Source organism: Sphingobacterium sp. UBA6320 (genome assembly GCF_002440335.1).
Classification (GTDB): Bacteria; Bacteroidota; Bacteroidia; order Sphingobacteriales; family Sphingobacteriaceae; genus Sphingobacterium.
Genome location: NZ_DJTA01000017.1, coordinates 74311 through 89190, shown reverse-complemented (window position 1 = coordinate 89190; position 14880 = coordinate 74311). Strand labels below are relative to the sequence as shown.

Annotated in this window: 14 protein-coding genes; 6 read left to right on the top strand and 8 right to left on the bottom strand. The window is 39.6% G+C overall.

Annotated features, from left to right (window positions below; all coding sequences use genetic code 11):
• The first annotated feature begins 14 nt into the window (after positions 1-14).
• Both B3P23_RS10395 and B3P23_RS10390 read left to right on the top strand, forming a co-directional pair.
• On the top strand, positions 15-626 hold the full coding sequence (locus B3P23_RS10395; protein ID WP_293925735.1) for a hypothetical protein: 612 nt from the start codon (positions 15-17) through the stop codon (positions 624-626).
• A 56-nt stretch (positions 627-682) separates the two neighbouring features.
• Positions 683-1147, top strand: a complete 465-nt coding sequence (locus B3P23_RS10390) for an ankyrin repeat domain-containing protein (protein ID WP_349681561.1) — start codon at positions 683-685, stop codon at positions 1145-1147.
• A 62-nt stretch (positions 1148-1209) separates the two neighbouring features.
• Here B3P23_RS10390 and B3P23_RS10385 read toward each other — a convergent pair whose 3' ends face one another.
• The 6 genes from B3P23_RS10385 to B3P23_RS10360 all read right to left on the bottom strand — a co-directional run bounded on the left by B3P23_RS10385 (position 1210) and on the right by B3P23_RS10360 (position 9630).
• Positions 1210-3399 carry a catalase gene (locus B3P23_RS10385; protein ID WP_293925731.1) on the bottom strand — a complete coding sequence of 730 codons (2190 nt, stop codon included), beginning with the start codon at positions 3397-3399 and terminating at the stop codon, positions 1210-1212.
• A 20-nt stretch (positions 3400-3419) separates the two neighbouring features.
• A complete protein-coding gene (locus tag B3P23_RS10380; RefSeq protein ID WP_248753609.1) occupies positions 3420-3971 on the bottom strand; it encodes a ferritin-like domain-containing protein in 552 nt (183 codons plus the stop codon).
• Between the two features lie 75 nt (positions 3972-4046).
• A complete protein-coding gene (locus B3P23_RS10375) occupies positions 4047-5585 on the bottom strand; it encodes an FAD-dependent oxidoreductase (RefSeq protein WP_293925728.1) in 1539 nt (512 codons plus the stop codon).
• 959 nt (positions 5586-6544) lie between these two features.
• Positions 6545-7618 carry an ATP-binding protein gene (locus B3P23_RS10370; RefSeq protein WP_293925727.1) on the bottom strand — a complete coding sequence of 358 codons (1074 nt, stop codon included), beginning with the start codon at positions 7616-7618 and terminating at the stop codon, positions 6545-6547.
• Positions 7619-7967: 349 nt separating this feature from the next.
• Entirely contained in the window at positions 7968-8465 is a 498-nt protein-coding gene (locus B3P23_RS10365) for a hypothetical protein (RefSeq protein ID WP_293925726.1), read from the bottom strand.
• A 16-nt stretch (positions 8466-8481) separates the two neighbouring features.
• Positions 8482-9630 (bottom strand): zinc-dependent alcohol dehydrogenase, encoded by a 1149-nt coding sequence (locus B3P23_RS10360; protein WP_293925724.1) that lies wholly within the window; start codon positions 9628-9630, stop codon positions 8482-8484.
• 397 nt (positions 9631-10027) lie between these two features.
• Here B3P23_RS10360 and B3P23_RS10355 point away from each other — a divergent pair, with 397 nt between their 5' ends.
• Both B3P23_RS10355 and B3P23_RS10350 read left to right on the top strand, forming a co-directional pair.
• Positions 10028-11911, top strand: a complete 1884-nt coding sequence (locus B3P23_RS10355) for a PAS domain-containing sensor histidine kinase (RefSeq protein WP_293925722.1) — start codon at positions 10028-10030, stop codon at positions 11909-11911.
• Positions 11912-12223: 312 nt separating this feature from the next.
• Positions 12224-12514: a hypothetical protein gene (locus tag B3P23_RS10350; protein WP_293925720.1), complete on the top strand. Its 291-nt coding sequence runs from the start codon at positions 12224-12226 to the stop codon at positions 12512-12514.
• Between the two features lie 189 nt (positions 12515-12703).
• Here the strand turns inward: B3P23_RS10350 and B3P23_RS10345 are convergent, their stop codons facing one another.
• Both B3P23_RS10345 and B3P23_RS10340 read right to left on the bottom strand, forming a co-directional pair.
• Entirely contained in the window at positions 12704-13258 is a 555-nt protein-coding gene (locus B3P23_RS10345) for a DUF4142 domain-containing protein (protein ID WP_293925719.1), read from the bottom strand.
• 54 nt (positions 13259-13312) lie between these two features.
• The gene (locus tag B3P23_RS10340; RefSeq protein ID WP_293925717.1) at positions 13313-13603 is read right to left on the bottom strand and encodes a hypothetical protein; all 291 of its coding nucleotides are present in this window, start codon (positions 13601-13603) and stop codon (positions 13313-13315) included.
• A 395-nt stretch (positions 13604-13998) separates the two neighbouring features.
• Here B3P23_RS10340 and B3P23_RS10335 point away from each other — a divergent pair, with 395 nt between their 5' ends.
• Together B3P23_RS10335 and B3P23_RS10330 are read left to right on the top strand one after the other, a co-directional pair.
• Positions 13999-14499, top strand: a complete 501-nt coding sequence (locus B3P23_RS10335; protein ID WP_293925715.1) for an RNA polymerase sigma factor — start codon at positions 13999-14001, stop codon at positions 14497-14499.
• A 100-nt stretch (positions 14500-14599) separates the two neighbouring features.
• A complete protein-coding gene (locus tag B3P23_RS10330; RefSeq protein WP_293925713.1) occupies positions 14600-14815 on the top strand; it encodes a hypothetical protein in 216 nt (71 codons plus the stop codon).
• Positions 14816-14880 lie beyond the last annotated feature (65 nt).

Sequence of the window (14880 nt, the reverse complement as noted above, 5' to 3'; positions counted from 1 at the left end):
TAAATTAAATAAAGATGAAAAACATAATCCCAACTCAAAAAGAAGGCAATAAATTAGACTGTTTTGAATCGGTTGAATTTTCGACGACGGAAATAGCAAGCAAGGCTTTCATGGTCGCATGTATCAACCTACTTGCCATCAACGACTGGCACCGTATTGCCGAAATTCCAGCGGCAGTTTTTAAACTGGTGGATCGCCGGGGCGTGGAACTGCACCGCCCGCTGCAGTTACATGATTATATTAAAATTGATATTCCTGGTCCAGGATTACCCAGAACAAAAGGGTTCGACTGGGTCAATGTCGTCCATATGGAGTCCAAAGATATGTCCGAATTTAAAATCTTATCGATCAGTCTAAAGCCTTGTCCTGATCCTACCGATCCAGAAAACAACGATACCGCTCATTTTTTCGAAGGCATCGCTACCTCAACCCTAATTGTTGAGCAACGGAATAACAGCCTGCTGTTTCAATATGCAGGTCGTAATGAAGTGTTGAATACGGAGAATTCGCATCTGGTGGATAATGTGCGAAATTTTATGGTGGGACTGGGAGCTATAATAGGTGCCTCCTATCCACAATGGAAAGCACTCATCAAGGGATTTGCCAATCAGGTAAAAGAAGCGTAAACGCCTAGTAACCTGCATTTTTTATAGACACTACATATCTACATTTTATGACTCAAATGACTGAAATCACCCTTCATGCTGCGCGGATCGGCAATTTGGAGGTACTCCAAGAATTAATCCGCCAAAACATAGATCTTAATTGCAGGGATGAAAAGGGCTTCACCCCACTCATCATCGCCTGTTACCATAATCGTAAAGATGCCGCCAAATTACTGTTGGAGGCTGGAGCTGATGTCAATGCACAGGACAATGGCGGTAATACCGCACTGATGGGTGTCGCCTTTAAAGGTTATGTGGAAATAGCCACTCTATTGATCCGTTATGGTGCCGATCTCAATCTTCAACATGGTAATGGTGGTACGGCACTGATGTTTGCTGCGATGTTCGGCAGAAATGATGTATTAAAGCTCTTATTGGAGAATGGCGCTCAAAAGGATATCGTAGATGTCCGCGGTCTTTCGGTACTGGAGCTTGCTGCCCAACAGGGCAATGAGCGCGCCATCGCAATTTTAGAAGCTTAAAGAATCAAAATACAAAAAATACACCCAGCTTAAGCTAGGTGTATTTTTTGTATCCAAATGTTCTAGGCTGGAATTAAACGTGGCTTTTCACGATTCCAGAAACGGTGTTGTGCGATTGCTTTTATAAATAGTGCTGCAAGTCTAAAACCCGTATTACCAAAAACAATTCCTTCAGAAAGAACAGTGTCTTCTGAAAATTCCTCCGGTATTTTTTGGCTAAAATATGTCGCTTCTAATACTTGTAATGCCTGTTCATCTGCAGCAATAGCCTTGCAATGCTTGAAAGCCTCATTGAGAAAATGCACCGCATTGGCCTCAGCTTCTAACGTCGCCACGCTATTCGTGCCCCCTGGGACATAAACGGCATCGTATAAAACAGAGGCTGCAGTAAGAAAGCTCTCGTCAACGGAGATCTGGCTGTTATCTGCAGCAAGTAACATTCCCAGATTTGGCGCAATAATATGGACCACGCCGCCAGCATCTTCAAGGGCTTTTTTCATGGAATTTAACGATTTGCCATCTACTCCATCGGCAGCAAGTATCGCAATTTTACGGCTAACAATTCCATCTTTTACTGTATTTTCCATGCTTAATGCCTCGGATCTAGCGATCGGTGATTCGACTTCTATTGGCTGATAATCGGCGACAACACCATCTGCTGGTATGCTTCGGTTGATCGGTTGCTCTATTTTTTTAGGCACTTTCAAGCCCAATTGAAAAGCCACTTCCGCTGCAATAGCCGGATCGACCAAGGATAGGATACCAAGCATACGCTCCCGGATAGCAATGGTCTTTACTTTACCAAGCTCAAAGCTAAATGCATCAATGATATGATTTTTTTCAGGTTCGGACTGACTGTTAAAAAATAATCGGGCTTGACTAAAATGATCAAAAAAACTCTTACTTCTATTTCGTACCTTCTTGGCATCAACCCGTTCCTGATAAGAGGTGAAACCACCATCTGCTTCGCGGACTTGCTGTGGATCATTATTCCCCAAAGCATTTGGTCCGTAGCTCGTTTTGCCTTTGTTAATTTGCTGACGCATAAAGCCGTCTCGCTGGTTATTATAAATAGGTACGATCGGACGATTGATCGGTATTTCATGAAAATTAGGTCCTCCGAGTCGAATCAGCTGGGTATCGGTATAGGAAAATAACCTGCCTTGCAACAAGGGGTCATTCGTAAAATCAATACCAGGTACAATATTACCAACATGAAACGCAACTTGCTCCGTTTCTGCGAAAAAATTATCAGGATTACGGTTCAAGGTCATCTTACCAATTCGTTCAACTGGAACAAGTTCTTCTGGAATAATTTTAGTAGGATCTAACAAATCGAATCCAAATTTAAACTCATCTTCTTCTGGTACAATCTGGACGCCAAGCTCCCATTCCGGAAAGGCACCACTTTCGATCGCTTCCCATAAATCTCTTCTATGGAAATCTGGATCCTTGCCGGAAATATTCTGGGCTTCGTCCCAAGCCACGGAATGTACCCCCAATAGCGGTTTCCAATGAAATTTTACAAAACTGGCCACACCCTTTTCATTGATAAAGCGGAAGGTATGTACCCCAAATCCCTCCATCATCCGGTAACTGCGCGGTATGGCACGATCACTCATCAGCCACATAATCATATGCGTGGACTCGGGCATTAACGAGATGAAGTCCCAAAACGTATCATGCGCCGAGGCTGCTTGTGGAATTTCATTGTCCGGTTCTGGTTTGACCGCATGTACCAAATCCGGAAACTTCATGGCATCTTGAATGAAGAAAACAGGCATATTATTACCCACTAAATCAAAATTTCCTTGCTGCGTATAAAATTTTACGGCAAATCCCCTGACATCTCGCGCGAGATCGGTCGACCCTTTGGAACCTGCAACGGTGGAGAAACGCACAAATACTGGAGTTTCCACTTCTGTATCATTTAAGAATACTGCTTTGGTAACCTTATTCAAAGGCTTATACAATTTAAATACGCCGTGTGCGCCTGAACCTCTTGCATGGACAATGCGTTCGGGAATGCGCTCATGATCAAAATGTGTCAACTTTTCTCGAAGAATAAAATCTTCCAGTAAAGTCGCTCCCCGTTCTCCGGCTTTTAACGAATTTTGATCATCATTGATCAACAAGCCATGATCGGTCGTCATCTGTTGTCCGGAGGCATCAGCTATATGTGGCTGCAGCGACTGGACTTTTTTATTGTCCACCGGCTTGGTGGTATGATCTTCGGTTTTATTTTTTTTCATGGGGTTGATTTTAATAGGTTTTACGATTCTTCTGATGCCTGATAATTAACTCCTTCTTCGGCCACTTCTGTCAATATGAGATCAGCTGCTTTTTCTTCTTCCAAAGTTTGCTCTAGGAGTGTCGCTACCTCGGTCAATCCCAGTGTGGCAGCAAGCTGCAGCAGACCACCATAACTCGCAATTTCATAGTGTTCTACTTTTTGGGAGGCTAGTATAATACCCACATCACGGGTTGCCGTCCCTGCTTCTGTACTTTCAATGATCTCTTCGCCTTCTTTGGCCAAGCCCTCCATGGCATTGCATTTTTTAGCAATTGGCTCTTTTCCCATGATATCAAATATCGTTTCGAGCCTAGCAACATGTCCTTCTGTCTCTTTCAGATGATTTTCGATGGCCTTGCTGAGTGCTGCTGAGGTAGCAGCTTTAATCATTTTCGGCAAGGTTTTAAGGAGATGGTTTTCGGCCCAATACAGATCCCGGATGCCATCAAAAAAAAGTTCATTTAAAGCAGGCTCAGAATGAACCGACGTTTTCATTTTAAATTTTGGCGTTGTGCCCGTTTCGTTTTTCATAACGTATAAGTTAAAGGTGGAAAATTTATAGTTTAATAGGGTATATAGGTGAAATAATGCATAATGCCTCCTTGTTTAATCATCTCCATTTATTTCATAAGCAGGTAAGCCTGTTGTGGCTGGACCAGTAAGCAAAAGGCCAGTCGGATCATATCGAGCGCCATGACAAGGACAGTCCCAGCTTCGCTCCGTGCTATTCCACTGCACGACGCAGCCGGCATGTTTGCACACTGGATCTACCGCAAATAACTGACCTATGTCATCTTTAAAAAGGCCAATATCTCGATTTTCAAAATTGATAATGCGCCCCTCTCCTTTGGCAATTTCGCCATAGCTGTGGATCTTCGACACCGAGAGCTTATCGGTAATCAGATGTTTGGCGACATCTATATTTTCAGTCATAAAATTAGAAAAACCGGCAATTGGCTTACATCGTGAAGGTGAAAATAGCGCTTCATACGTACTTTTGCCATGCACAATCAGGTCCGAAATGATTTGAGCAGATAAGGTTCCGAAGATCATCCCGTTACCGCTATAACCAGTTGCCACAAATATGCGTTTGTTCTTCTTACCTGGAAAGTATCCGATATAGGGTAAGCCGTCTGTACTTTCGTAGTACTGTGATGACCATTTATATACGACTTCTTTGACCTTATATGTACTTCTGACAAATGATTCTAGTTCTGTAAAATTAAAATCGGTATTGTTGTGCTGACCGGTTTTATGATCCTGGCCCCCTACCAGTAACAGTTGCCGATCTTGATAGGCAGCTTTTCTAAAATAGTGAAACGGATCTTGCATATCATAAATAAGGTCTTCAGGATAAGATTCGTTATCTGCTAATTCGAACCCCATCACGTAACTGCGATAAGGAGCTAATTTGAAGGTCAACAGATGAACCCCCGGTGGCGTATGGGTAGCATAGACCACATAATCAGCATAAAAGCTTTTATCTCCTGCTGTCTCTACACGCTGCAAACCTTCCTGATCAATGGTTTTGATCACTTTTGTATTTTCCAGGATATGACCCCCTAATTTTAAAAATTCAACATACAGCGCTTTTAAATACTGAAGGGGATGAAAGCGTCCTTGTTCACCAAATTTTATCGCCCGGATATAATCCATCGGGCCAGGGATATCGTCGACAAACTCGGCATAAATACCCACTTCGTTGATGGCTTCTAATGTTTTGATCAGCTCTTTTTCTTCGTCCTGCTGCGTCGCATACATGTAGCCATCGCAACGGCTAAAGTCGCACGAAATCTGAAATTTTTCAATAAAACCGGTTATGTGTTCTACTGCCTGCTGAGCAGCCTCAGCAGCCAGTATGGCCTGTTGTTTTCCAAAATTGGAAATAAGGGTTTGATAGGGTGTATCCAATACCGTATTCAGATGAGCGGATGTTCCGGAGGTCGTCCCAAATCCGACGGTATGTGCTTCAAGAATTAAGCATTTCTTACCTTGCGCTTGCAACATCAGTGCAGTCGTGATACCTGTTATACCTGCACCAACAATAATGACATCAACATGATCAGAGGGTGGCACCTGATGGTAACCCTCCAAATCTTCCAGATCTTGCCATAAGCTCGTATTTTTACCGTCTCTTTTAATCATAGCTGAACCGTTGAATTTGTTTTTTTTAATACTTTAGGGTACTTAAACGTTTATTAAACTGATCATGTTAAATCAATCGAGTTGATTACTGCCGCATGGGCTATTAACCTGATTCATTTACGCTAGGATAACAACCCCTTCATCCTAATCGTTCATAAATTGTCGATAAGGGGCATAAATACCTATCAAAACATATTTATACGTTGCACGCGACTTTACAGTGTGAAATTTTTATTAGGAAATGCTACTCTTAGATGTAGGCATGATATGCCGCATCTGACAAGCACGGCGAGAATGGCGGTAAAAGGAATAGAGTGAGCAAGATTATGCTGATATCGTATGTTCTGTTGTATACTTTATCCTGCTCATGAATATTGAAAGCCCAAAAGATCCGGCGTTATGATAGGTCGACAGCATTGTTAACTTCTCAAATTTTAGTGACTGGAATGTGTTTACTTCTATGTGAAAAGCATACATATTCATCATTAATTGATACTATTACATATTAAGACGAAGCCCATAAGCGGAGTCCGGAAAAAATTTATTTTTATTTTGAGAATTTAAAGATAATTATTATATTTATGCTGCTCTCTCACGGAGTCTTATCATAAAGATTACTACAGATTAACGTTAAAGTCCTAAGATCCCCTCTTAGGACTTTGAAAAATAAGTTAAAGATTGAAATTTTCATAAACCATTTGGCACCCAGTTTTATTTCCTATTCTATCATCAATCCTATATCAGCAACAGCTTGCTGAAATTACCAATTACGTATCTAATTTACTTACAAATTAATGGAGATGGTATTGAACAAATAGCATTTACAAGACAAATGTAATAATCATAACCACGATGTGAAAAGTTAAAGTTATTCATCTTTAGAATAATGGCTAGGCGATTTATAAAAAAATTAATTTCACTGGCATGCAAATAACTTAAAACACATCGTCGACATCCTATTACAAAGGCAGATAAACCTTAAATTCGGATCCGTGGCCAATCTTACTTTTTACCAGAATTTTACCGCCCGCATTTTTGACAATACTGTTGACTAAATATAATCCCACTCCTGAACCATCAGCAGATGCGGTCACCCTTTTAAATTTTTCAAAAATAGTGACTAAGTCTTGTTCCCCCATTCCGATTCCATTGTCCGTAATACGGATAACGATGCATCGATCTTCTTGGTACGAGTGAATTTTGATATCGGGTTTGCGGTCTGCGGGTGTATACTTAATAGCATTGCTCAGCAAATTGTACAACACACTACGTAGCTTCCTTCTCACAAAATTAATCTCGGAAACTTCTATATTTTGAGAGATTTTTGAATTGGAAGCAATGATCTGAGGAGCTAGTGCCAGCCTAACGTCTTCCAAGATATGAGGCAGATCCAATAGTTCTTCGGCTGCCTGATATTTTTGTTTTTCCCAGCGACTTTCTGTTAAATCATAAATAACCTTCTTGATATTGACCAGGCCCCTTTCCAGATTTTCGATCATCAGCTTAAACTTTGATGATTTATTTTCTGGCAATATTTTGAGCAGATCACAGGTTAGATAAAGACCTGCTAATGGACTTTTAATATCATGAGCGATCTGATCCAACAGTAATTCATGTTCCATAATCAGTTTCTCCTGCTCTTTCAAATCTTTGATCCGAGCCGTTATATCAACAAATGTAATAATAACACCATTTGTTTTACTATCCTTGCGCGTGATATAGGGCAGAATATTCATCTGATACCAGCGCATGTCCGTAGTCTGAATTTCTTTTTCCAGCATTTTACCTGTAGAAATCACTGTACTGATATTACTGATAATATTGGGATATCTAAAATTTTCTTTAATATCTTCCAAAGAGAGTCCGATATAGTCGTGTTTTAAAACAAAATGCTTCATGGCCGGAGGCGTAAATTTACGCAGCCGTAGATCTGCATCGACGAATAATTGCGGAATAATGGTATTACTGAAATAATTTTCTAGATCCTCATTGAGCTGAATGAGTTCGCTGATCTGATCATTTTTAAGATTCATACTGCTGTCTCCGTTGTAAATAAAAATATATTCCTTTTTTGTTGTAGTAATAGGAACAAAAAGCACAAAGAAGATCAACGTTGACCAACAGATATTGGGTATATTTTTATAAAGTTATACTTTATTTAACAGCATTACTGCCTTATTGTTTTACTTAGCAATTTAAAATTTGTTAATCCTGTTATAGAGATTGTATAAATTGCTATATATCAAAATATTACAATTTTTCTATAAACAAAAAAAATATATTTAAACCTGATAATTAAATTTATGAAGTGGTATTTTTATAAGTTGTCAAGATCTGAAAATGGCAAAGCCATAACTTATCGTATGGCTTTGCCTCATTAACTTATTTTTGTTGGATTCGCTTTTTCAACTGAGATAGTGCCACTACCGCACCAACCGTAGCTGCAGCAATAACCATTTTCTGGATGCGTGCAGACCGATTGTATTTCCACTCTGCATTCCATCCCCTCTCCGCAAAAATATTAGGAATCTTTCCTTTTGCTAGATCGTCAGCGATACCCTCCACGACGTTTATCCTATCGGCCAATAGTAAAGGTAACCAATGTCCATAACTAGATTCACTAAATTGAAAAGCATATCTTCGGATCATCCCGCTCAGTCCAGTTGGCGGTACTGTCTCCCCTATTGCTGCAGAGTAAGTTGGCCTTTCATTGGAATGTAATACTTCCACACTTGGCTTCTGTAGGGCTGGACGATCCCAATTGCTTCGTTGATGATCGTCCCCTGTATAATTTTTCATGGGATATGTGGGTTCATTGTCTGCATCTGCATCAATACCCCAGCCTGGTATGTTTTTAAAATGTTCTTGCTCTTGTTTCATAATAATTCAATTTATGTTATCCTTTTCCTGGAATAAGTACGGGTTTAATGCAACCATCAAGTTTTGAAGAAAAGATATGATACGCATCTGCAACCTCCGACAAAGGAATGCGGTGGGTAATTATTCCTTTTGGATCTAATACCCCCGACTGTATATGTTCAATCAATCGCGGCAACAACCGTTTGACCGACGCCTGATTAGCACGAATGGTCAATCCTTTATTGACTACGTTTCCTATGGGAACCAGATTATCTGTCGGACCGTATACACCTACTACGGAGACAATGCCCCCTTTTTTAACTGCATTGACTGCCCAATGTAGTGCCGTTGCTGCACCTGCTTGCAACATGAGCTTTTTACCAGTAATGGTATGGAGCATACTTCCACAAGCATCTGATCCAACGGCATCGATACACACATCGGCACCAAACCAGTCCGTTGTCTTTTTTATAAAAAGCACTGGATCCACCAGAGATTTGAAATTATAGGCTTCACAGTGGGCATAATGACGTACAAACTCTAATCTATATTCGAGATGATCAATTACAATGACACGTGCTGCTCCAAACAGCCACGCACATTTAGCCGCCATGATACCGATCGGTCCAGCACCAAATACCACGACAGTATCTCCTTTTTTAATACCACCCATCTCAGCAGCTTGATAACCTGTTGGTACAACATCCGTCAATAGCAAGGCATCATCTAAATCCATACCTTCGGGAATGACGGTAGGACCAACATCGGCATAAGGAACGCGCACATATTCCGCCTGCCCACCATCGAAGCCACCGGCAGTATGCGAGTAGCCAAATATTCCACCAACAGCCGTTGACATGGAATTTGATTCGTGACAATTGCCATATAATCCTTGTTTACAAAATGCGCATTTTCCACAGGCTATATTAAAGGGTACTAGAACCTGATCCCCAACTTTAAGTTTTTGTACCGTCGGACCAACTTCTTCTACCACACCGATAAACTCATGTCCAAAGGTGCTTCCCACACGAGTATCTGGAACCATGCCGTGATACAGATGGAGATCTGAGCCGCAAATACAGGCCCTTGTGACCCGTATAATGGCATCGTCGGGATGAAGTATTTCTGGCATCGGTTTTTCTTCTGTTCTAACCCGCTTAGGCCCTCTGTAATTCATTGCTTGCATAAAAAATCTCCTTTCTAATTTTATAAATAGACAGTCGTGTATTCGTAAGGTGAACAACTCCGAGGTAGAATCGTTTAATTTTTTCTGCAGCAAGATACTATTCCAGTATTAATAGTTAATAGGAGTTGTAAATACCCTACATAGTGACCTAAATACCTGATAGAGCCTATCTTTGAATAGTCGCTTTATTATGTATCGACAAGTTTATTCGGTAAACTATAACGAATTTCAAAACAGTATCATGTTGTAGATAACCAGTAATGATGATTCACCATTCAGCGATCAATTTCCTTCTGATTGATAATTTAATAAAATATTATTCGTTTAATATCATTATGAATAGTATTTTTACTATTCGTGATCCTCTATTTCTATTAATAAAATAGTATTTATCAGCATGGAGCCTAGTCAAACACCTGAATACATAACAACTCTGGAAAAAGAAAATGAGGAGTTGAAAGATCGAGTTGCACAACTCTCGGATTTCATAGAGCATGGAGCAGTACCCCTCCACTGGGTCAATGGAGATGGCATAATTATCTGGGCAAATCAAGCCGAGCTGAATTTGCTAGGTTACCGAATGGATGAATACCTGGGTAAGTCCATCACAGATTTTCATTATGATGCCGACATCATTCAAGAAATACTGAAGCGCCTGCTCAATCATGAAACACTAAGCGATTATCCAGCGATATTAAAATGCAAAGATGGATCGTTGAAATATGTGGTGATCAGTTCAAATGGACTTTTTATAAATGGCGAATTTATACATTCCCGGTGCTTTACGAAAGACATTACCGCATTAGTGAGAGAAGAAGAGCGGAAAAATAAGCTAATGCTATTACTGAAGAAAAGCGAAGAAAGGTTGAGACTCGCCATCGAAGCAACAGAGTTAGGCACTTGGGACTGGGATATGGAGGCGGGAAAAATATATTTATCCGCAGAGACCAGATCGATACTGAATTTAGAAGATGATATATTAGACCCGGATCACATTCTGGAGCTGGTCCATCCCGCGGATCGTAGAGAAATTAACCTCAAGATTGAAAAATTAAAAGATGATCGCTCAGAAAGACCATTTAATTTTATCTGTCGAATTATTCGCAATAAGCTGAAAACGACCTGTTGGATTAAAGTACAAGGCTCCACTCATTTTAATGCCGGACAGCAGCTGCGACGCATTATTGGTTCGGTGCTTGATATAACCGATCTGAAAGTAGCGGAAACTAAAAATAATGAACTTGTTGCCATTGTCAACTCTTCCAATGATGCGATTATTGGAAAGTCATTGGACGGAATCATCAGCAGTTGGAATAATGCTGCCCAAGAGCTCTTTGGATTTACAGCAGCTGAAATGATCGGTCAATCTAATATACAACTCCTACCAAATGAGCTTAAAGATGAGGAAGATTATATTTTAGTGAGGCTACGCAATGGTGAATCGTTGAAGCATTTTGAAACCAAACGATTAACGAAATCAGGTCAAATAGTAGATGTTTCACTAACGTTTTCCCCCATCAGAAATAATCAAGGTACGATAGTTGGAATCTCGAAAATAGCGCGTGATATCACAGATAAAAAGCTCGAGGAAAGACGTAAAAATGATTTTATCTCCATGGTCAGTCATGAACTAAAAACGCCGCTTACCTCCGTGTTGTTATTTACACAGATCCTGCAGCAAAAATTTAATGATAACAACGATGATATGGGGTTACAGATGACTGCAAAAATCGAAAATCAGACTAAAAAGATGACTTCCTTGATCCGAGATTTTTTGAGTTTGGCCAGAATCGAAGAAGGAAAATTGCAGGTCGTTATAGAACCCATTTCGCTGCTCACTTTATTTGAGGAAATTAAAAATGAAGCAGAACTCTTGATTAAAAAACACCATATTAGATTCCAGTGCGAAAGCAATATCACGATTATGGCTGATCGAGATAAGATCGGACAGGTGTTTATGAATCTGCTTTCCAATGCCATCAAATATTCACCTGATGGCGGAACCATTACCCTTGGATGTGAGGACCTCGGTAAAAAAATCAGATTGTATGTGCAAGATGAAGGGATCGGGATCGATCTGGCTAATCAGAAGAAATTATTTAACCGTTTTTATCGGGTAGATAGCGAGCAGACGAATCACATTTCAGGATTCGGAATAGGTCTCTATATTGTATCGGAGATCATTAAATCTCATAACTCGACCATTCAAGTGCAAAGTCAAAAGGGAGTGGGTACTACCTTTTATTTCCTTTTAGATCAAATCCATGAAAATCGACCATAAAGATTTAATCTTACCTGGTGTGAAGTGACCACAGTAGCCTAGTCTACGTAACCATATTGTCCACCATCTTCACTCATCTGAATTACTTCCCATATACGGACAATAAATCATCGTATAGGATCATTGTTCGTTTTACACATGGATCAATTCCCACTTTTTGTTCCATTTAGTGTTGCAGCATTATTTTATTCTCAAATAAGCCAATGAAGGGAGTCATTGCGTACTTGTTCCTTTTTTCGGGTATTTTACGGCTCAACTATTTGTTGTGCGGAGCTGTTCTTATAATAAATCAGACCCTTAAAAATAAAAACTATGAACTTACATGCAGAAACCGCCAACAAAGGACTAGGTCTTATCGTGGCAGCAATGATGGTCAATCCAGGTCAATTTGATAACCAAGATCCAGACCGCTCCTCCAACCATGACACGGACGAAGATGATGACAGCACTCTGACCAACCCGGATCCCGAATTAGAAGATCCAAATGCTAAACCAGAACGTCATCAGGAACATCAAGAAAGCGACCTGGAGGAATATTCAAGGGATGAAACTCACGGTCGGGATCGAGATGATTTAATAGACCCGATCGACCCATTGAATTAGCCTCAGCGATCACAACATGATGTAGCTCCTGATGATGAGATGAAATGGATCATGTCGCGGATGTTAACAATCTGACCGATCAGGTCATATGTAAAAAAATCACGTTAAGTTAGCATACAATTTATGATATCTAACTTAACGTGATCTATTATATTATGAAGTTCATGACTTCAAATATTTGTTATGTTCTTACTTGTTTATGCTGCCCAGTGTATGAGGTGGGATACTAACGGCAGTTTCTGTCATGTCCTCAGCAACTAGAACACGAGCTTGGTCTAGATGGGCTTTAAGTCCTGGTAAAGTACCAATGATCCAATTTTTAAGTTCTACATTTTTGATGTTTTCATTTTTACTTGCATCCTCAAATAGCGCAATGGCTTTTTGATGAGAAGCGATAGCGTCATCTTTAAAAGTGCGATCAAAGCTGGTACTGTCCGCACCATTTACCTTGTCCCATTGCTTTTGATGGTCGGCATCCAGTCCATCGACCAAGGTCATGCCCTGCGCAGTTGCCATTTTTTGAAGGTCACCGATTTGTTTTTGGTGATCATCAATCAACATACTGGCATAGGTCTTTACCGCATCATTTTTTGATTTTTCACTGGCTAATTTCGCAACAGCAATTTCATACTGGTTGGACATATACGCTTTGCTAATAAATTCCTGTTCTGCATTTTGCTGTTTAAAAGCGAGAAGGGCAATAATTCCTAGAAATATGCCGCATAGTTTCAAATTTCTGATCATAATGTTAAAATTTAAAAGTAATCTTGCTCTCTATCTTCTTTAGAATAAATTTTTTTAAGAATTCTGGTCTTGCTGATCGTGGCCCTGGGTTTTTACAATTTTATTATAAATACCGAATAGTAAAAATGGAGCGACCCACTGTCCCACAAATAGTGCGGTATGTTTATGACCCACACATTTCAATGCTGCTGCACCGACCATAGCCGTGATGGCCGCACATAAATACACTTTAGAAGGTATTTGAGCAGTTTTCTCTTCAATCTTTTTCGTTGTTTCCCCTTCTTTAAGATTTTTGTTTTCTAAATTTTCCATCTTGTTTTTTTTAAGTGAGTGATATTGTTTCATATGTTATACTTTAAGAATCAATCTCTACTCACAATCGTTCAATAAAAAAATGATTAGGGTACTTAACACACAGCCAACAGGTGTTTTCACACGTAAAATGCTGATTTTATGTGTCATACCACATATGTGGCAAATGCCTATTTATAAAAAATAAACACCCATTTACATCCGCATCATAATCATAAAATTGCCATCTCAAAATACACTAAAAACACTTTTGTAGCTGAAATACTACAGCTTTTAAAATAAAATGACTTGACGCACTTAATACGTATAGCTCATTTATACCCCAGTCAAGCCTTTACATTCACGAAACTAATCGCGTCGATATTGCGTTTTAATAACAGATCAGAGTTTATTAGTTAATTAAAGAAGAGATTTTTTAAATAGATTTTATGGAAAATAAAGATTTAAATGTCTTGTTCACGGAAAAAAGACAACAACTCAACCATTTTGCGAGTCAATTTACATCCGATTATGATGAAAAACAGGATCTGGTGCAGGAAACCTTCATCAGAGCACTAAAATCTATTCATAATTTTATCCATGATCCTAAATTAATGACTTGGCTTTATGTCATTATGAAAAATATCTACATCAACCAATACCGCCGCGAAAAGCGAAAAAATACCATCTATGAAGAATATGCACATACCGATTATTTCGGTGGAGTATCGATCAATCAAATCGAAAATAAGATGATCCATGATGATATCAACAAGGCATTTGAAAGCTTGTCAGAGGACAATGCCGAAATATTTCGCATGTACTTGGATGGTTACAAATATCAGGAAATAGCGGAGGTCTATGATCTTCCCGAAGGAACCATTAAATCCCGGATCCATGTGATTCGAAAAACATTGCAGGGAAAATTGAAAATTTATCAGATCAATTGATACGATATCACAGGCTAAGGCAATCAGATCTATAAAAAAAGTCCAAAAGATCACAAAACTAAATAAAACACTTAACAAGGTTAAACTAAAATAGACAATCATGAAAAAAATGAAATTCTTATTTGGTGCTATAATGGGTATAATTTTAGCATCAGCCTGCGGCAACAGTACGAATCATAATGTAAATAATGTGGACAGTATGTCTACGGATACCACCATGCAGCGAGATACCATGATGCCGGATACAAGCATGATCCAATATCGCGATTCCAATTCGACAGAATCATCTAATGGTGTCATCCCACCTACTTCATAAGTAAACCGCAGTCCTGTCATGATGAACAGGGTCTCTGTTATTCTACTTAACTCAGCATATACGTA